General features: G+C 55.9%; 15 protein-coding genes. 10 read left to right on the forward strand and 5 right to left on the reverse strand.

Annotated elements, in window-relative coordinates; translation table 11 throughout:
• The first annotated feature begins 63 nt into the window (after nt 1–63).
• Nucleotides 64–1,743, forward strand: coding sequence for a chloride channel protein (locus CRO33_RS21625; protein WP_097119541.1), 1,680 nt, complete (start codon nt 64–66; stop codon nt 1,741–1,743).
• Here CRO33_RS21625 and CRO33_RS21630 read toward each other — a convergent pair.
• Nucleotides 1,740–2,240 (reverse strand): M48 metallopeptidase family protein, encoded by a 501-nt coding sequence (locus CRO33_RS21630; protein WP_034830993.1) that lies wholly within the window; start codon nt 2,238–2,240, stop codon nt 1,740–1,742. The genes CRO33_RS21625 and CRO33_RS21630 overlap by 4 nt on opposite strands.
• Nucleotides 2,241–2,321: 81 nt before the next feature.
• Here CRO33_RS21630 and rlmG point away from each other — a divergent pair, with 81 nt between their 5' ends.
• Nucleotides 2,322–3,440 carry a 23S rRNA (guanine(1835)-N(2))-methyltransferase RlmG gene (gene rlmG, locus CRO33_RS21635; protein ID WP_038644545.1) on the forward strand — a complete coding sequence of 373 codons (1,119 nt, stop codon included), beginning with the start codon at nt 2,322–2,324 and terminating at the stop codon, nt 3,438–3,440.
• Here the strand turns inward: rlmG and CRO33_RS21640 are convergent, their stop codons facing one another.
• Nucleotides 3,441–5,444: an NADPH-dependent 2,4-dienoyl-CoA reductase gene (locus CRO33_RS21640; protein ID WP_097119543.1), complete on the reverse strand. Its 2,004-nt coding sequence runs from the start codon at nt 5,442–5,444 to the stop codon at nt 3,441–3,443.
• 472 nt (nt 5,445–5,916) lie between these two features.
• Between CRO33_RS21640 and idnD the strand changes: the two genes are divergently transcribed.
• From idnD to CRO33_RS21655, 3 genes are all read left to right on the forward strand, one after another.
• Entirely contained in the window at nt 5,917–6,948 is a 1,032-nt protein-coding gene (gene idnD / locus CRO33_RS21645; protein WP_097119546.1) for an L-idonate 5-dehydrogenase, read from the forward strand.
• 9 nt (nt 6,949–6,957) lie between these two features.
• Nucleotides 6,958–7,722, forward strand: coding sequence for a gluconate 5-dehydrogenase (gene idnO, locus CRO33_RS21650; RefSeq protein WP_034830987.1), 765 nt, complete (start codon nt 6,958–6,960; stop codon nt 7,720–7,722).
• A gap of 79 nt (nt 7,723–7,801) precedes the next feature.
• Complete coding sequence (locus tag CRO33_RS21655; protein WP_045831845.1) at nt 7,802–9,121, forward strand: gluconate:H+ symporter; 1,320 nt, start codon at nt 7,802–7,804, stop codon at nt 9,119–9,121.
• Between the two features lie 31 nt (nt 9,122–9,152).
• On the opposite strand, the gene CRO33_RS21660 is transcribed toward CRO33_RS21655, so the two are convergent.
• Nucleotides 9,153–9,863 (reverse strand): polyphenol oxidase family protein, encoded by a 711-nt coding sequence (locus tag CRO33_RS21660; protein WP_097119547.1) that lies wholly within the window; start codon nt 9,861–9,863, stop codon nt 9,153–9,155.
• 109 nt (nt 9,864–9,972) lie between these two features.
• Here CRO33_RS21660 and CRO33_RS21665 point away from each other — a divergent pair, with 109 nt between their 5' ends.
• The 4 genes from CRO33_RS21665 to CRO33_RS21680 all read left to right on the forward strand — a co-directional run bounded on the left by CRO33_RS21665 (nt 9,973) and on the right by CRO33_RS21680 (nt 15,192).
• Complete coding sequence (locus CRO33_RS21665; protein ID WP_097119549.1) at nt 9,973–10,782, forward strand: 5'-nucleotidase, lipoprotein e(P4) family; 810 nt, start codon at nt 9,973–9,975, stop codon at nt 10,780–10,782.
• A 580-nt stretch (nt 10,783–11,362) separates the two neighbouring features.
• Nucleotides 11,363–12,001: a carbonic anhydrase gene (locus tag CRO33_RS21670; RefSeq protein ID WP_097119551.1), complete on the forward strand. Its 639-nt coding sequence runs from the start codon at nt 11,363–11,365 to the stop codon at nt 11,999–12,001.
• Nucleotides 11,998–13,473, forward strand: a complete 1,476-nt coding sequence (locus CRO33_RS21675; RefSeq protein WP_097119553.1) for a SulP family inorganic anion transporter — start codon at nt 11,998–12,000, stop codon at nt 13,471–13,473. The genes CRO33_RS21670 and CRO33_RS21675 overlap by 4 nt, the downstream gene beginning before the upstream one ends.
• Nucleotides 13,474–13,767: 294 nt before the next feature.
• Entirely contained in the window at nt 13,768–15,192 is a 1,425-nt protein-coding gene (locus CRO33_RS21680; RefSeq protein WP_097119554.1) for a GGDEF domain-containing protein, read from the forward strand.
• Nucleotides 15,193–15,415: 223 nt separating this feature from the next.
• On the opposite strand, the gene ddlA is transcribed toward CRO33_RS21680, so the two are convergent.
• Nucleotides 15,416–16,510, reverse strand: coding sequence for a D-alanine--D-alanine ligase (gene ddlA / locus CRO33_RS21685; RefSeq protein WP_097119556.1), 1,095 nt, complete (start codon nt 16,508–16,510; stop codon nt 15,416–15,418).
• A gap of 400 nt (nt 16,511–16,910) precedes the next feature.
• On the opposite strand from ddlA, the gene CRO33_RS21690 reads away from it, so the two are divergent.
• Nucleotides 16,911–17,615 (forward strand): MgtC/SapB family protein, encoded by a 705-nt coding sequence (locus CRO33_RS21690; protein WP_034828565.1) that lies wholly within the window; start codon nt 16,911–16,913, stop codon nt 17,613–17,615.
• Nucleotides 17,616–17,910: 295 nt separating this feature from the next.
• Here CRO33_RS21690 and CRO33_RS21700 read toward each other — a convergent pair.
• Nucleotides 17,911–18,284, reverse strand: a 374-nt coding sequence (locus CRO33_RS21700; protein WP_141399044.1) for an IS3 family transposase, incomplete at its 5' end; no start/stop codon positions are given.

Genomic DNA, 18,284 nt, shown 5'->3' on the forward strand with positions numbered 1-18,284 from the left:
GCGATCCGCATTCCAATATGATGATGCGGCACATTTTTTTAACCAGCTAGCGGGGACGCGCGGGTGAGTGGAAGTAAACATGCATTGAACTGGACCACACTGCTGATTGCTATCCCCGTGGGATTCGTCGCGTCGCTGGTGACCTTAGCATTTCGCGGCGTCATTGATTTGATTAACCGCCTGCTGTTTAACAGCGATAGCGAAATCACCGTGGCGATGCATGTCTGGCCATGGATCTTCTGGCCGCTGCTGGTGGGCGCGGGCGGTGTGCTGGCGGGGTTCTTCCTGCGCTATGCGGTGGCGATTGAGAAACAGGAAACGGTTAAAACCGACTATCTCGAAGTGATCAACGCGCGCCTGGATGCGGTGCCGACCAAAACCTCGCTGTTTCGTGCACTCTCCTCGATTGCCAGTATCGGCAGCGGTGCTTCGATTGGTAAAGAGGGGCCGATGGTGCAGCTCTCCGCGCTGAGTGGCAGCCTGATGGGCCGCTGGTTCCCGCAGATGCGTAACAGCGATATTGTGGCGATGGCGGCAGCGGCAGGGCTCTCTTCGGTGTACCACGCGCCGCTGGCCTCAGCGATATTTGTCGCTGAAATTGCCTTTGGTATCTCGGCGCTGCAGCGGCTGATCCCGCTGATTGTCGCCTCGGCGGTGGCGGTGATGACCATGTGGTCACTTGGCTTTCGCAGTGCGCTCTATCCGCTCTCCGAAGCCTTGTTCCAGATGGATATCAGCAGTTTGTTGATGACCATTCTGATTGGCGTGGTGGCCGGTTTTGCCGGTTGGTTGCTGATAAAGTTGATTGCCCGCAGCAAAACGCTATTTGGTCGTATTAAATCATTGCCAGCACGTCTGGGGCTTGGTGGCTTAGCGGTGGGCTTTCTGGCGCTTATATCCACCGATATTCTGGGCAACGGCTACGAAGTGATCGTGAAGATTATCGATGGTCACTATGTGCTGGCTGGATTGATTGGCCTGCTGGTGCTCAAAACCCTGGCCACCACGCTGTCGGTGGGATCGAACGCGGTGGGCGGTCTGTTTACCCCTTCGCTACTGATTGGTGCGCTGCTCGGCGTGGCGCTGGCGCAGATGGGCGTGGCACTTCATCTGCCGGTTGGCGATAGCCTGCTTTACGCGGCGATTGGTATGGCGGCGGTATTAGCGGCCGTGAGTCAGGCGCCGTTAATGGCGATGCTGATGGTGCTGGAGATGACGCTCAACAGCAGCCTGTTATTCCCGATCATGATCGCCTCGGTGCTGGCTTCCATGGTGGTGTATCGGCTGCAATCGGCCAGCACCTACCCGGTGGTGAGCAACCACTTTAGCCGCTCAGAAGCCAAATTCGATTTCGATAATATGCGCGTAGATCAGCTGATCATTCCTGGTGCGGCGCTCCAGCCGGAAGAGTCTGTGGGGCAGGCGCTGGCAGTCAGTTCGCTGAAGCGCGAACGCTATGTGTATGTGATCAACAGTGCGGGGCAATTCCTGGGGGTAGTATCAATCCATGATATCTCGCGCAAGGTGCTGTCACAGGAGATCACCCTCGATTCACCGGTCAGCAGCGTGATGGACGATAACTTCCCGTGCATTTATCAGAACCAGAGTATGCGTGAAGGCTGGGAGGCCTTTGCTCGCGTGACGCTGGAGCGTTTACCGGTGCTCAACAATCCACAAGAGCGCCGCTTTATGGGTGCCTTGACCAAAACCAGTTTGATTCAGAAGGCGCAGGAGTTTCTTTAAGCCGCGTTACCGCGCATCGCCTGATCCGTCATCCACAGGCGCGCATCGAACTCCAGCTGGTGGTAATCCGGTTCCATATGGCAGCAGAGTTGGTAGAACGCTTTGTCGTGATCCTTCTCTTTCAGGTGCGCCAGTTCGTGCACCACGATCATGCGCAGGAACGGTTCCGGTGCCAGACGGAAGAAGGTGGAGATACGAATCTCGGCTTTGGCTTTCAGGTTGCCGCCCTGCACACGCGAGATGGCGGTGTGCAGGCCAAGCGCATGTTTCATCACCTTGATTTTGTTATCCCAGATCACTTTGCTCACTGGCGGCGCGCTGCGCATATAACGATTTTTCATTGCCTGGGTGTAATCATACAGCGCACGGTCACTGACAATATTGTGCGTGTCAGGATAGCGTTCCTGCAAAAAGCTGCCCAATCGCTGATTATCAATCAGCAACTGCACCTGTTCGAGGATGTTTTCAGGATAACCCTGCAGATAGATTAATGACATTGGGATTCCCGACGAAAGACAGTATACTGCGCCCCCTTTTTAGGGCGAAAATCGCGCAAAGTGTACCACGCCGGAGATTCCATGAGCCAACTTGAACTGACCAATCGCACGCTGACCTTGCAGCGCTTCCCGCCGATGCGTGAAGAAAGCCCGTTACAGGCGTGGGATTCCGCCGATGAATATCTGTTGCAGCAAGAACTGCCAGAAGGACCGGTGCTGGTGTTCAACGACAGCTTTGGTGCGCTGACCTGCGGACTGAACGGCCGTGAAGTGTGGCACGTCAGCGACTCGCTGCTGAGCGAGCAGGCGGCGAAACAGAACCTGCGTCTTAATGAGATGGACGAAGATCAAGTGCACTTTATCGATAGCCTGGCGCCGCTACCTGCTGCGCCTGCTGTCGTACTGATTAAAATCCCGAAAGCGCTGGCTCTGCTGGAGCACCAACTGCGCGCGCTGCGTAAAGTGGTGACGCCAGACACGCTGATTCTCGGCGCGGCCAAAGCCAAAGACATCCACAACTCTACGCAGCAGCTGTTCGATCGCATCCTGGGTGAGAGCAAAACTTCGCTGGCGTGGAAAAAATCTCGTCTGATCTACTGCACATACAGTGCACCTCAGCTGCCGGAGGTGTCAGAGACCACGGTGTGGCCGCTGGACGATTCCTCTTACCAGATTCACAACCACGCTAACGTGTTCTCTCGCGGATCGCTGGACGTGGGTGCGCGTTTCTTTATGCAGCATCTGCCGTCAGATATTGAAGGGGAAATCCTCGATCTTGGCTGCGGCAACGGCGTGATTGGTTTATTGGCGCTGGAACAGAACCCGCAGGCGGACGTGCTGTTCTATGACGAATCTTACATGGCCGTGGCGTCCAGTAAGCTCAACGTGGAAGTGAACCGCCCGCAGGATCTGGCGCGCTGTCAGTTCCGCGTCAACAACGTGCTGAGTGGCTTCCCGTCGGATCGTCTGCACGCGGTACTGTGCAACCCGCCGTTCCATCAGCAGCACGCGGTGACCGATCATCTGGCCTGGCAAATGCTGCGTGATGCCAAACGTTGCCTGCAGTACGGCGGCGAGTTGCGTATTGTCGGCAACCGCCACCTCGGTTATCACGTCAAAATGAAAAAGCTGTTTGGCAACTGTGAGCTGGTGGCGTCTAACGCCAAGTTCGTGGTGCTGCGTTCGGTCAAACTGCGTTAATCACACGCTGAGCGCCAGCTCAGTGGCCTGTGCGATGGCGCGGCGAGCATCCAGCTCCTGCGCCACATCGGCTCCACCAATCAGCTTTAACGCTTTACCGCGTGCGGCCAGCTCATCCGCCAGCTGACGCAACGGTTCCTGCCCGGCACAAATCACCACGTTATCCACCGCCAGCGTGATCGGCTCGCCCTGATGGCGCAAGTGCAATCCGGCATCATCAATCTTCAGATACTCCACGTCGCCCCACATCTGCACGCCGTGCGCCTGCAAACTGGCGCGATGGATCCAACCGGTGGTTTTCGCCAGCCCGGCGCCGGGCTTGCCGGATTTACGCTGTAACAGCCAGATTTGCCGATCCGCTGCCAGCGGCTGCGGACGGGCTAACCCGCCGCGCGCCTGTAAGCTGTGATCGATGCCCCAGCTCTGATAGAAATCTTCGTGCGCGTTTTGATGCAGCAAAAACTCGGCGGTATCAAAGCCAATACCGCCCGCACCAATAATGGCGACGCGCTGGCCGACCGGCTTTTTATCGCGAATCACATCGAGGTAGCTGAGTACGCTGGCATGGTCGATGCCGGGAATCGACAACTGACGCGGCGCAATACCGGTGGCGATCACCACTTCATCCACACTTTCCAGCTCGTCAGCGCTAACGCGATGCTCGGTGCGAATCGCCACACCCTTTGCCTCCAGCTGATGGCGGAAGTAGCGCAGCGTCTCGTTAAACTCCTCTTTACCGGGGATTTGACGCGCAATATTAAACTGGCCGCCAATCTGCGCATCGGCTTCATACAGCGTGACCTGATGGCCGCGCTCGGCTGCCTGTAACGCGAACGCCATACCCGCCGGGCCGGCACCGACCACCGCAATCTGTTTAGGCTGTTCAGCAGGGATCACCGGCATCAGGGTTTCGTGGCAGGCGCGGGGATTAACCAGACATGAAGTGACTTTGCCGACAAAGATCTGATCGAGACAGGCCTGATTGCAGGCGATGCAGGTGTTGATGGCATCTGGCTGCCCGGCCTGTGCTTTGCGCACAAAGGCCGCATCGGCAAGAAAAGGGCGCGCCATCGACACCATATCGGCGATGCCATCACGCAGCAGCGATTCAGCTACCTGCGGATGGTTGATACGGTTAGTGGCAATAACGGGCACTGACACCGCCTCGCGCAGATGCTGCGTCACCCACGCAAAACCGGCACGCGGTACGCAAGTGGCGATGGTCGGGATGCGCGCTTCGTGCCAGCCAATACCGCTGTTGAACAGCGTTACACCGCGCTGCTCCAGCGCCTTTGCCAGCGTCAGCGTCTCTTCCAGCGAACTGCCGTTGTTCACCAGATCGAGCATCGACAGGCGGAAGATGATGATAAACGCCGGGCCGACCGCTTCGCGCACCGCCTGCGTGACTTCCAGCGCAAAGCGACGACGGCGCTGCACATCGCCGCCCCACTCATCGTCACGATGGTTGGTGTGCGCCACCAGGAACTGATTAATCAGATAACCTTCGGAGCCCATGATCTCGACGCCGTCATAACCGGCCTGCTGGGCCAACCTGGCGCACCGGGCAAAGTCCGCAATGGTCTGACGAATCTCGCCATCGCTCAGTTCGCGCGGCGTGAAAGGGTTAATCGGTGCCTGCAACGCTGAAGGCGCAACCAAATCGCGTTGATAGCTGTAACGCCCGGCATGCAGAATTTGCAGCGCGATTTTGCCGCCCTCGGCATGCACCGCATCGGTGAGGGTGCGATGCCAGTCGCACTGGCTCTCCTGATTGAGGATGGCGCCGCCGTGTGCCACCACGCCCTGTGGGTTGGGTGCGATGCCGCCGGTCACAATCAGTGCCACGCCTCCCCGCGCGCGCTCCGCATAAAACGCGGCTAATCGTGTGGCGCCATCAGTGTGTTCTTCCAGCCCGGTGTGCATGGAGCCCATCAGAAAACGATTCTTTAGTTGGGTAAATCCCAGATCCAGCGGGGCAAACAGGTGGGCGTAATGCTCAGTCATGAACACAGTCTCGGAAAGTGGTCGGATGAGTCAACTTTAGCGGGAATTGGTTGGGATGGAAATTCGCGGTGTTCAGGCTGTGAGAAACCTCAAAAAAAGCAGGGCGACAGGTCGCAGGCGAAAGGTTCGGACTCCTTCGCCCGGCACGGGAAGAGACCTGTGCACCCTGAAACAGCTTGAAGATGAGGGCTAATGATTTAGCTCTATAGTTATGACTCCTGTCAGACTCAATCCAGACGACTTTCCCGGGTGAGGGTGCGGCGATAATGACATAGCTCACTGTGGTTAATCCCCAAGACGAGTCTTGGTTTTCCCCAGCAAAAAGTGATCCCGCTTCCATCTTCTGTACGAGCAGTTCACGTTCCAGGTAACAGCTATTTCGTAACATGATTTAGAGTGATCTGGTTCACAGTTTTCAGCCTCTGATCCCGCTTTGATAGCCCCCATTGCAACAGCAACAAATGGGGAAAACATGAATATCGAAACGCAATCCTGCGTGATTACCGGGAAAAAACAGGTCAGCGTCGCACCGCAACAGGTGAATTGGGACGGCACAGGCACGCTGGTGCGTATTACGCGCGGCGGCATTTGTGGATCTGACCTGCATTACTATCAGGAAGGCAAAGTCGGCAGCTTCGAAGTCAAAATGCCGATGATCCTCGGTCATGAAGTGATTGGTCATGTGGTGGAGAGCGACAACCCGGACCTGAAGCCGAATCAGAAAGTGGCCGTCAACCCGTCCAAACCGTGCGGCGAGTGCAAATACTGCCAGCGCGATCAGGAAAACCAGTGCACCTCGATGCGCTTCTTCGGCAGTGCGATGTATGTGCCGCATGTCGACGGCGGTTTCACCCAGTACAAAGTGGTGGACAGCAAACAGTGCGTGCCTTTCCCACAGGATGCTGATGAAACCGTGATGGTGTTTGCCGAGCCGCTGGCGGTGTGTATTCACGCCACGCATCAGGCGGGCGATCTTACCGGCAAGCACGTGTTCATTTCCGGCGTCGGTCCGATTGGCTGCTTAATTGCGGCAGCGGCGAAAGCGCGCGGTGCCGCCTCTGTGGTGTGCAGCGACATTAGCGAGCGTTCGCTGGAGATGGCGCAGCAGATGGGCGCGACCGATGTGATCCATGCCGCCGAGGGCGATTTCACGCCTTATCTGGCCGACAAAGGCTATTTCGATGTGGCGTTTGAGGCTTCTGGCCATCCTTCCTCGTTACAGCGCTGCCTCGATGTGGTGTGCGCCAAAGGTACGCTGGTGCAGGTCGGCATGGGTGGCACTATCCCGAACTTCCCGATCATGGCGCTGATTGCCAAAGAGATTCAGCTGGTCGGTTCTTTCCGCTTTACCCATGAATTCAACACCGCCGTTGAGTGGCTGGCGAACGGTGTGGTCAATCCGCTGCCGCTGTTCAGCGGTGAATACGATTTGCAGGACATCGACGCGGCTTTGCAGTTTGCCGGCGATAAAACCCGTGCGGCGAAAGTCCAGTTAACCTTTTAAGGAGCAGTGATGAGTCAGTTATTTTCCCTCGAAGGCAAGCGTGTATTACTCACCGGTTCGGCGCGCGGTATTGGTTTTCTGCTGGCGCGTGGCCTGGGTGAAGCCGGCGCGGAAGTGATCGTCAACGCCACCACCAAAGAGGGGGCAGAGCAGGGCGCGGCGAAACTGCGCGAGCTGGGCCTGCGCGCCCATGCCAAAGCCTTTGATGTGACGCAGTCTGCGCAGGTGCAGCAGGCGGTGGATGAGATTGAAGCCGAATGGGGACCGATTGATATTCTGGTTAACAACGCCGGGATCCAGCGCCGCCGTCCGTTCCTCGAATTCCCGGAGCAGGACTGGAATGACGTGATTGCCGTTAACCAGACCGCCGTGTTCCTGGTCTCTCAAACCGTGGCGAAAAAAATGGTCGATCGCCAGCGCGGTAAAATCATCAATATCGGTTCGATGCAAAGCGAACTGGGCCGCGACACCATCACGCCTTACGCGGCATCCAAAGGTGCCGTCACCATGCTGACGCGCGGTATGTGCGTCGAGCTGGCGCGCCATAACATCCAGGTGAACGCCATTGCACCGGGCTACTTCGTCACGGAGATGACCCAGGCGCTGGCCGACGATCCGGCCTTTACCGGTTGGCTCACCAAACGCACGCCAGCCGCCCGCTGGGGTAAACCGGAAGAGCTGATCGGTGCTGCGGTGTTCCTCGCCTCGGGCGCGTCTGATTTCGTCAATGGTCACTTGCTGTTCGTTGATGGCGGTATGCGCGTCGCCGTGTAATGCCATGGCGCGGCTGGCATTTTCGCCGGGCCGCGCCTAAACCTTAATCACCCCTCTGTATTCCTAAGGATAATAAAAAATGCCAATAACCATTATTGTGCTGGGTGTGATACTGCTGCTGGTATTGATGATTGTATTTAAGGTCAACGGCTTTATTGCGTTGGTGTTTGTCTCGGCGGTGGTGGGTATTGCCGAAGGGATGACGCCGCTCAACGTGATGGCCTCGATCCAGAAAGGTATCGGTTCGACGCTCGGTGGATTAGCGATGATCCTCGGCTTCGGTGCCATGCTCGGGCGATTAGTCTCGGACACCGGTGCGGCACAACGCGTCGCTACTACGCTGATTGCCGCTTTTGGTAAAGAACGCCTGCAATGGGCGCTGGTGGTCACCGGATTGATCGTCGGTCTGGCGATGTTCTATGAAGTGGGCTTCGTGCTGCTGCTGCCGCTGGTGTTCACCATCGTGGCTGCTGCCGGTTTGCCGCTGCTGTACGTCGGCGTACCGATGGTGGCTGCGCTCTCCGTGACGCACTGCTTCCTGCCGCCGCATCCTGGCCCAACCGCTATCGCCACCATCTTTGGCGCTAACCTCGGTACCACGCTGCTGTACGGCATGATCATCACCATCCCGACGGTGATTGTGGCCGGTCCGATCTTCTCGAAATTCCTTAAAAGCTTTGAGAAGTCGCCGCCGGAAGGCTTGTATAACCCGAAAATCTTCACCGAAGAAGAGATGCCGGGCTTCGGTATCAGTATCTTCGCCGCCATCATCCCGGTGGTGCTGATGGCGATTGCAGCGGTATTTGAGCTGACCACGCCAAAAGAAAACCCGCTGCGTCAGTTCTTTGAGTTCATCGGAAACCCGGCGGTGGCGCTGTTTATTGCCGTGGTGATAGCGGTGCTGACGCTGGGTCTGCGTAATGGCCGCAAGATGGAAGAAGTGATGGATATGTGCGGTGAGTCGATTGCCGCCATCGCCATGATCGTCTTCATTATTGCCGGTGGTGGTGCGTTCAAGCAGGTGCTGGTGGACAGCGGCGTGGGCAACTATATCGCGGACATGATGAAAGGATCGTCGCTCTCTCCGTTGCTGATGTGCTGGACGGTGGCAGCGATGCTGCGTATCGCGCTGGGATCGGCCACGGTTGCGGCGATCACCACCGCCGGGATCGTCACGCCTATTATCGCGGTGACGCATGCCGATCCGGCATTGATGGTGCTGGCGGTAGGTTCGGGCAGCGTGATCGCCTCACACGTCAACGATCCGGGCTTCTGGCTGTTTAAGGGCTACTTCAACCTGAGCGTGGTGGAGACCCTGAAAACCTGGACGGTGATGGAGACGCTGATCTCGATCCTCGGCCTGGCCGGTGTGCTGGCACTCAACGCCATCATTCACTGATGCAATGGGCTGCACAAGGATGTGCAGCCACTCAGTCGCGACGACGAATCCACGAAAATCGCGATTGATAGCCGCTGTCAAAATGGGTGTTGTAGCGATAGCTCGATCCCGACTCCGCCATGCAATAAGTGCAGACGTTTAACACCTCGATCTGCTCGGCAGGAATGCCACGCTGTAACAGCAACCCTCGCGCCAGATGCGGCAAATCAAACCACACGCCCTGATGATGCGCCCGCGCCTGCGGACGGATCGCCGCGCTATTGCGTGGTTGCTCGCTTGCCCACTGCAGCGCAGGTAAATCTGCACGTTGCTGCATCTGCGTCACCAAATCTTTGCCCAGCTCATAACAGCACGGACCAATCGCCGGTCCGATGGCGACATGCAGCGTTTCAGTGCGGGCGCCAAGATTAAGCAAGCCGTCAATGGCACTGTTCAGCACTCCACTCAGCGTGCCTTTTAATCCGGCGTGCACTGCCGCCACCTGATGCTGCGCGCTATCAGCGAACAGTACCGGCAAACAGTCAGCGGTATACACCGCCACCGGCAGCTGGTTTTCCCCAATCACGCCATCGGACTCGCAGCTTTTCGGCGGCAGGTTTTGGGTTGCCAGCACCACCTGGGCGCTGTGGCGCTGCTGGCCATAGGCGGCATCCGTGGGCACCGGTTGGCCCGCAGGCTGAAAGGCATAATCGAGCCACGGCAGGGCATCAAGCAGCGTTGAACGCGGTCCGGCATGTGACATAAGTGTCTCCTTTGACAGGGCGGCAGCTTTCTTCTGCCCACAGCTTACGTTAACTGCTACATTTTTAAAGCTTTACACAAACTGACCATAATCACTTAAGGATGATCTGATGAAAAACACCTCTTTGCTGGCAGCGTCCGGCATTCTTGCGCTGCTGCTGACCGGGTGCGCGCAACCGGCCAAACAGCAGGCACAGCAGCAGCTCGGCCAGCAATCGGTATTGGCAGTGAACTGGTTCCAGCAGTCCGGTGAGTATCAGGCATTAAGCTGGCAGGCATTTAACACTGCGCGTATGGCGTTTGATGCTGCGCCATCGCTGGCGGGCAAGCCGAAAGCGGTGATCGTCGATCTCGATGAAACCATGATCGATAACAGTGCCTATAGCGCATGGCAGGCGAAAAACGGCCAGCCGTTCTCTGGCAAAACCTGGTCAGCCTGGACTCAGGCGCGTCAGGCCACCGCCGTGCCGGGCGCGGTGGAGTTCGCCAACTACGTCAACAGCCACGGCGGCACCCTGTTCTACGTCTCGAACCGCGACCAGAAGGATTACGCTGCGACGGTGGACAACCTCAACAAGCTGGGCTTCAGCGGCGTGAGTGACAAAACCGTGCGTCTCAGCACCGGAAACTCCAATAAACAGGCGCGCTTCGATGCGATTAAAAATGCCGGATATAATGTGGTGTTGTACGTGGGCGATAACCTGAATGACTTTGGTGGCGCGACCTGGCATCAGGGTAATGCACAGCGTCAGCAGTTCGTTAACCTCAATCATCAGCACTTTGGTACGCAATTTATCGTGCTGCCTAATCCGCTGTACGGCGATTGGGAAAGCGGCATGGCGGAGAACTACAACAAACTGACGCCGGAACAGCAGCTGCAGGTACGTGAAGCGCGTATGAATGCGTGGAACGGTAAATAATTCGTCAAGCGAATTAGCGCCTGTTGCGGCAGGCGCGGTGATTTTAATTCAGGGCCAGTCATATTTACTTTTCATCGTCATTATTATTCTCCTTATTATTTTCCTGATCTCTTGCTTAATTACAGGTAAGTGATTGGCGGAAAATATCGCCATTTTGCTTTTTACCCAGTGAATGACTCCAATCATAAATTTTATAATTAAGATTTTTCTCAACTCAAATCATTCAATTCACCATACTAGTGCAAAGGCATGATAAGACTGCGTGTATATTTTTGTCGATTCATTCCAGATGCATAATTTAATTATCAAATTAACTAAATGATTCACATGGCAAATGTTGTTTTTTAATCAATTCTCTCGGCTTGCATTAAATTACTTTTAATCGACACTTCCTGACGTTTATTTTACAGGGAGTACGATTTTGTTGTGTGCAGAAATATTGATTGTGCAACCACAAGCATTAGCAGCTATAAACAATTTATGTGAGGAAGCTCGGCTTTCATCCTCCATCGATCGTCTTAGCGGCGTTTAAAACCCTGTGACTTAGCCTGAAATCGATATTTCTGGACGTAGAGAGAAGATAATTGTGACGACACTTAAACCCTTATTAGCGAAAAATCGCAGTTGGGCATTACAGCGCCGCGAGCGTAATCCAGATTATTTCGAACAATATCTGCATCAACAAAAACCGCATTCGCTGTGGATCGGCTGTTCCGATAGCCGCGTACCTGCCGAAGTGCTGACCGGCTCGCATCCCGGCGAACTGTTTGTGCATCGCAATATCGCCAATATGGTGGCGCCCGATGACGATAACCTGATGAGCGTGCTGCAATACGCGATTTTCTACCTCGGCGTGGAGCGCATTGTCCTGTGCGGCCATTACGGCTGCGGCGGCGTGCAGGCCGCGCTGGGGTTGCCCGCTAGCCCGCTGGCAAAAGAGGATTCGGCGCTGGCAAGACGCATCGCCGCGTTGCGCAGTAGTGTGCAGCAAGGATTGGTGGAATATCACGCCAGTGCTGAGGAAGAGGAGAGCAGTAAGCTCAACCGCTTAGTCGAAGCCAACGTCATCGCCCAGTTTGCTCAGTTAGTGGCGTGTGAGCCAGTGCGACAGGCCTGGCAAGCCGGGCAATCGCTGGAAGTGTTTGGCTGTGTGTATGACCTGCAGTCGGGTCATCTGAAAGAGCTCACTCAGCAATCTGCAGAGGAATCGGTGCCATGAATCTGAACACGCTGCGTCAGGATATTCCCGCCGGTCTGGTGGTATTTTTGGTGGCGCTGCCGCTGTGCCTTGGCATCGCGCAGGCCAGCGGTTTACCGCCGTTTGCCGGATTGCTCACCGGGGTGATCGGCGGCCTGCTGGTCACTTCACTGAGTCCCTCGCGTTTTGCCGTCAGCGGCCCGGCGGCAGGTTTGGTGACTATTGTGGTGGCCTCGATCCAGACGCTTGGCAGCTTCTCCGCTTTCCTCACCGCGCTGATTCTGGCGGGCGTGTTGCAGTGCCTGCTTGGTTTGCTGCGAGCCGGTCGCTTCATTTCGCTGGTGCGGGGCAGTGTGATCAAAGGGATGCTGGCGGCGATCGGTATTTTGCTGATTATGCAGCAGATCCCGGTGGCCTTCGGTGCCGCAGGTGATGCTGAGCTGGTGTCGCTGGTGAATGGCGGATTTCAGTTTTCGCTAAGTGCGATGCTGGTGGCGGGCATCGGTCTGCTGATTCTCTGGCTGTGGACCACGCCAATAGTGAAATCGGTCAAGCTGCTTGGTTGGATTCCGGGCCCACTGGTGGCCGTGTTGTTCGGCTGCATGGCGACGGTGTTTGGCGATCGCCTGTTCCCGAGCCTGGCGGAAGGGCTACCGCGTATTGCGTTGCCAGCCTTTGATAGCCTGTCAGCGCTGGCGGCGGAACTGGAAACCCCGGACTGGCTGGCGTGGCAAAATCCTTCAGTCTGGGTGGTTGCCGTGACGCTGGCGCTGGTGGCAAGCCTGGAAACGCTGCTGAGTCAGGAGGCGCTGAAAAAACTGCGTCCGCAGCATCCGGCACCTTCGCCAAATAAAGAGATGTTCGCACAGGGCATCGGCAACCTGACTGCTGGTTTCCTTGGTGCGATGCCGATTACGGCGGTGATTGTGCGCAGTTCGGTGAACGTCAGTGTCGGGGCGCAGACTAAACTGTCGATTTTGATCCACGGCGCGCTATTGCTGATCTGCGGCTTGTGGTTCAGCGATCTGCTCAACGCCATCCCTTTAGCCAGCCTTGCCGCTGTCTTGCTGTATACCGGCTATAAGCTGGCAACGCCGCGCCTGTTCGTTGAACAGTTCCGCATGGGCGCTCAGCAGTACGTGCCGTTCCTCGCCACCATCGGCGGCATTATTGTGTTCGGCATGCTGGCCGGGATTGGTATCGGTATCGCCACGCAGATTCTCTATAGCATCTACAAAAGCCACCGCAACGCGCTGCAGCTTACCCGCTATGACGATCACTACGTGCTGCGCTTCCAACAAAACCTCACCTTTATGCACAACCCAAAACTGCAGGGATTGCTGGCGGAGATCCCGGAAAACAGCACGGTGATTGTTGATCACGATAACGCCGAGTACCTGGATCCGGACGTCAAAGCGGTACTACAGGATTTCGGCGAAAACGCGCGCGATCGTGGTATTCGTCTGAGTCAGTGGCCCGTTGCGGTTAAATAGCAATAACGCTTTGCTGAAAAACTGGTTTTTCGCGTAAAAATCGGATATCTCGGATATCCGATTTTTTTATTTGCAGGGCATAATTGCAGCAGCTCTCATCCTTGTTTCTCGGGTTTCAACCCTGCTCGCGCGCTCGCATCTCGCCGATCCGGCGCATTGAGTGCCGCCCAGTCGCAGAGTAGGATGACGAACACTCGCTTAATTGCCGAATCATCGCACAGTTATTTCAGGTTAAATGCTTGCTGATGCCCGTGGGCAAGAGGCAGCGATTTCCAGGTTACAGGGTTCAGACGTATGCGCGTTAAGCTGTTTGCTGAGAATAATTTAAAAAAGAATGCACTCTCGCTGTTCCTGATTACGCTTTTCTTCTGCTTTATTGGCAGTCATCTGCGCATTCCGGAGGAGTTCTCCCTGTTTTGGCCGGTGAACGCGCTGATTGCCGGTTTAATGGTGCGAAATCCTTTCCTGCATACCACGTCCAGCTATCTGGTGTGCTTTGCCGCGATGATATTTAACGACACAGTGTTCTCCGGCTGGGCGCTGCCTGCGGTGACCGTGAATTTCGCCAATATCCTGTTTATCCTCGTTTCGGTCAGCATGTTGATCAAGCACCTGCAGCCGCCTTCGGCCAACAGCCAGGTGTTCAACGCCATGCGCATCTTCCCGGCCTGTTTCCTCGGTGCCGCCGCCTGTGCCACCTGGGGCGCGTGGGCGCAGGATGTCGATTTCAACGCGCGCTTTGTGGTGGCGTGGGGCGACTGGTTTAGCGAGCAATTCTCGACTTCCCTGATGCTGTTGCCGGTGATGCTGGCGCGCTCCTTGCGTAACGTTTCACCGCGCACCTTATTGCATCCGGGCAAGCTGTTACCGCTGGCGGCAGTGGTGCTGTCACTGACCATGGGGGCGATGATTGGCGGGGCAGGTAGCTTAACCTTCCCGGTGCCGGCGCTGATCTGGTGCGCCATCGTGTTACCGATTCCTGTTACAAGCCTGGTGATCCTGATTACCGGCATCACTGAGATCGTTCTCGTTTCCCACGGCGTAATGAATATTCAGGGCGATGACGCACTGCTGCCTATCAGCCATCTCACCTCGGCGCGACTGGGTGTGGCAACGGTGGCACTCAGCCCGCTGCTGGTGGCAGTGAGTATGGATGCGATCCGCCAGCTCAATCATCGCCTGGCGTTGCGGGCGAATTTCGATTTCCTCACTCAGCTGCTGTCGCGTTCCGGCCTGTATGAAAGCCTGAAGCAGGAGCCGTTCTCCTTACAGCGCGAAGCGGGCGTGGTGATGCTGGATGTCGACTATTTCAAAGCGATTAACGACAACTTTGGCCACGATGCCGGTGATGGCGTGCTGGAAGAGATTGCGCGCCGCATGCAACGCGTGGTGGGCAATCGCGGCATGGTGTGTCGCTTTGGTGGCGAAGAGTTTGTGGTGGTGGTGTTCGACTACAGCCATCTGCAACTTTACCAGCTGGCCGAAGCGATTCGTCAGGCGATGGTCAAAGAGAAGTTCTGGATTCAGGGCAACACGGTGACGGTCACCGCCAGTTTAGGCCTGGCGCGCGGCAGTGCGCAGAGTGAGCGGGAATGGCCGGGCGTGATTAACCGTCTGGTGTCGGCAGCGGATAAAAATCTCTACCTCTCGAAACGCAATGGCCGTAACCAAACCTCTCCGGCGATGGAGCCGCGCAGCATGGTGAATGACGTGGCGTGAAGTGCGTGATGGTCGCCATGAGTGGCGACCATAGGATGGCTTGATGCTGGGTTGTTTTGGTCGCCGTGAATGGCGACCTTACGATGGCTTGGTGCTGGTTTTTTCGGTCGCCATTGATGACAACCTCACAACTGCCTGACGCTAATTTGTTTCGATCGCCATCAATGACAAACCTGTTTAACCGTTGTAGGGTGCGCATTCATGGGCACCCGGAACGTGAAGATTAAACGCTGCTTTTTAGCTTGCTGCTCTGCTGATGGCGTTGCTGCGCCAGCTCAATCAAGCGCGTAATCAAATCGTTGTAGCTTAATCCTGCCGCCTGCCACAACTTCGGATACATGCTGATATTGGTAAAGCCCGGCAGGGTATTCACCTCGTTCACCACGATCTCGCCGCTCTCGGTCAGGAACACATCAACGCGTGCCATACCAAAGCACTCCAGCGCCTGGAACGCGCGAATCGCCACGGCCCGAATTACTTCGCTGGCTTGCTCGCTGATGGCGGCGGGCACCACTACTTGTGCACCGTCGGCGCTGATGTATTTGGTGTCGTACGAGTAGAAGGCATCATGCACCACCACTTCGCCACACGGGCTGGCTTCGGGTTCATCGTTGCCCAGCACCGCACACTCAATCTCGCGGCCTTTGATGCCTTGCTCGATCAGCACTTTGCGATCAAAGGTAAAGGCCAGATCCAGCGCCGCCGCCAGATCGTCAATATGATCCACTTTGCTGACACCGACAGACGATCCCTGATTGGCGGGCTTGATAAACAGCGGTAATCCGAACTGATCGATCACGGCTTGCGCATCCAAACGCGCACGCTGTGCCTGCGTCACGCTGATCCACGGCGCGACTTTTAAGCCTGCATCGCGCAGCAAACGCTTGGTGAAATCTTTGTCCATGCTCACCGCTGAGCCCAGCACATCCGATCCGACAAACGGCAGGTTCGCCATGCGCAACAAGCCCTGCAGCGATCCATCTTCACCCAGGGTGCCGTGCACGATCGGGAAGATCACATCCAGCTGTGACAACGGCTGTGCCTGCTGACGAGTGATCAACTGCTGTGAAGCACTGCCTGGCACCAGCGCGACGTTTTCGCCGGAGCGATTCAGGGCAATCAACGCCGGATTATCGGCATTGAGCAGGAAACCGGAAGCATCATTCAGATGCCATTCACCCTGTTTATCGATGCCCAGCAGCACCACCTCGTATTTGCTCTTATCGATGGCTTCGAGGATGTTTTTCGCTGATTGTAACGACACTTCATGCTCGGCCGATTTGCCACCAAACACGATTCCTACACGTTGTTTTGCCATTGGTCTTGATCCGATTGCGGTATAGCGAGTGGGTAAGATAGCACGGTGATAAAAGGCATCAACAGGTTGGGGATTCCGATAGCGAAGTCTTTAACCCAACCTAAACGAAAGCGCTATTTGGAGTAGCCATAACAGGATACGAGGTTTAGAATCCCGGCGAATTTTTACCCAAGAGGATAACTGCATTGGACACCTGTCCCGAACGATTACAAAAGGTCCCTGCGGTAAGATAGCCCTCAACGCTGTCTTAACCGTGCGTTAAGACGGTGGATTTCCTTCCAGAATCTCCCCCTGTTTTTTTGCGTGATGCTGCTGAGTTTTAGCGGTAGCGGCACCGGCTGTAATCCATTTATTACCCCCTGAAGTTCCGCCTGCCTGAAGCAGCGGAGTGAGGTTTATGATGGATTGGAAAATCTTTTTACTGCGCGTCACTGTCGCGCTGGTTCTGGGCGCGCTGATTGGCAGCGAGCGCCAGCTTCGCCAACGTATGACCGGTTTGCGCACTAATGCGCTGGTCAGCACTGGCGCCTGTTTATTTGTTTTGATGACGCAAAGCGTACCCGGCATCGCCACCGATGCCTCACGCGTAGCGGCCTATGTGGTCTCTGGCATCGGCTTTCTCGGCGGTGGGGTGATCATGCGCGACGGCCTTAACGTGCGCGGCCTGAATACCGCCGCAACGCTGTGGTGCACCGCCGCCGTGGGCGTTTTGTGCAGCATGGGATTGCTGCTGGAAGCGGCGATTGGCTGCATGGTGATTCTTTGCGCCAATATTCTGCTGCGCGATTTGGCGCAGGGGATTAATCGCCAGAGCCTGGTGCCTGCGGAAGAAGTGGTGCAGCACTACAAAGTGCAGATTATCTGTCTGGCACAAGATGAAGTGCAGGTGCGCAGCCTGATGCTGCACAGCCTTGGCGGCAGCGGATTGCGCCTGCAATCACTGCACAGCGAGGATATGAATCCGCCACATCGCATGGAGGTGAATGCGGAAGTGCTGGGAAAACCGAGCATGACTGATCAGCTGGAGAGTCTGGTGGGACGGATTAGCCTGGAGAAGGGCGTGAGTTCGGTGCGGTGGCAGGTTTGTGGGTTGGAAGGGGAGTGATGGATTAGGTTAAGACTTTCAGGCCTTATCAAGTTGAGTGGCGCTATCATTGATGATTTGGGTTGGATGTTAAAAGCGAGTGCTGACAGATGGTGTTGGAAACATTCAATACCATCTGTTGTATTTGATGTAGATGAAGGAAACAACGATCACCAAGGATATGCTAAGGAAGGCTGCGTAATTTGGCATAAAGCGGACAAAAATGTAGATCCCTGCTACAACAGCTGCGAGGGGAATGAGGTAGATAAGTGACTGAAGTAACCATAGAAGTGCTCTCTGAATCGCCACAGATAATCTAGACACTTCTGAGCCGTTGATAATATAGGTTTTCATATTCAGCCGGTGGCATCTGCTCGCTCGAACCATGCCGACGTTTACTGTTATAAAACATTTCGATGTAATCAAAAATATCGCTTCTGGCTTCGTCTCTCGTTCCGTAGATCTTTTTCTTAATCCGTTCGCGTTTCAGTAGCTGGAAAAAGCTTTCCGCAACCGCGTTGTCGTGGCAGTTACCGCGACGACTCATGCTGCCTTCCAGACCGTGTGATTTCAGGAACGACTGCCACTCATGGCTCGTGTACTGACTGCCCTGATCAGAATGAACCAATACCTGTTTTTGAGGATTACGCCTCCACACCGCCATAAGTAACGCGTTCAGGACAATCTCTT

Source organism: Pantoea sp. GL120224-02, from assembly GCF_900215395.1.
In the GTDB taxonomy this organism is placed as follows: Bacteria; Pseudomonadota; Gammaproteobacteria; order Enterobacterales; family Enterobacteriaceae; genus Pantoea; species Pantoea communis.

Bases quoted from the DNA above. Each gene is read 5' to 3' on its own strand.
- idnO (WP_034830987.1), top strand. From the start codon at position 6,958: ATGAGTCAGTTATTTTCCCTCGAAGGCAAGCGTGTATTACTCACCGGT.
- CRO33_RS21660 (WP_097119547.1), bottom strand. From the start codon at position 9,863: ATGTCACATGCCGGACCGCGTTCAACGCTGCTTGATGCCCTGCCGTGG.
- CRO33_RS21675 (WP_097119553.1), top strand. From the start codon at position 11,998: ATGAATCTGAACACGCTGCGTCAGGATATTCCCGCCGGTCTGGTGGTA.
- CRO33_RS21655 (WP_045831845.1), top strand. From the start codon at position 7,802: ATGCCAATAACCATTATTGTGCTGGGTGTGATACTGCTGCTGGTATTG.
- idnD (WP_097119546.1), top strand. From the start codon at position 5,917: ATGAATATCGAAACGCAATCCTGCGTGATTACCGGGAAAAAACAGGTC.
- CRO33_RS21665 (WP_097119549.1), top strand. From the start codon at position 9,973: ATGAAAAACACCTCTTTGCTGGCAGCGTCCGGCATTCTTGCGCTGCTG.
- CRO33_RS21680 (WP_097119554.1), top strand. From the start codon at position 13,768: ATGCGCGTTAAGCTGTTTGCTGAGAATAATTTAAAAAAGAATGCACTC.
- CRO33_RS21630 (WP_034830993.1), bottom strand. From the start codon at position 2,240: ATGTCATTAATCTATCTGCAGGGTTATCCTGAAAACATCCTCGAACAG.
- CRO33_RS21640 (WP_097119543.1), bottom strand. From the start codon at position 5,444: ATGACTGAGCATTACGCCCACCTGTTTGCCCCGCTGGATCTGGGATTT.
- rlmG (WP_038644545.1), top strand. From the start codon at position 2,322: ATGAGCCAACTTGAACTGACCAATCGCACGCTGACCTTGCAGCGCTTC.
- ddlA (WP_097119556.1), bottom strand. From the start codon at position 16,510: ATGGCAAAACAACGTGTAGGAATCGTGTTTGGTGGCAAATCGGCCGAG.
- CRO33_RS21690 (WP_034828565.1), top strand. From the start codon at position 16,911: ATGGATTGGAAAATCTTTTTACTGCGCGTCACTGTCGCGCTGGTTCTG.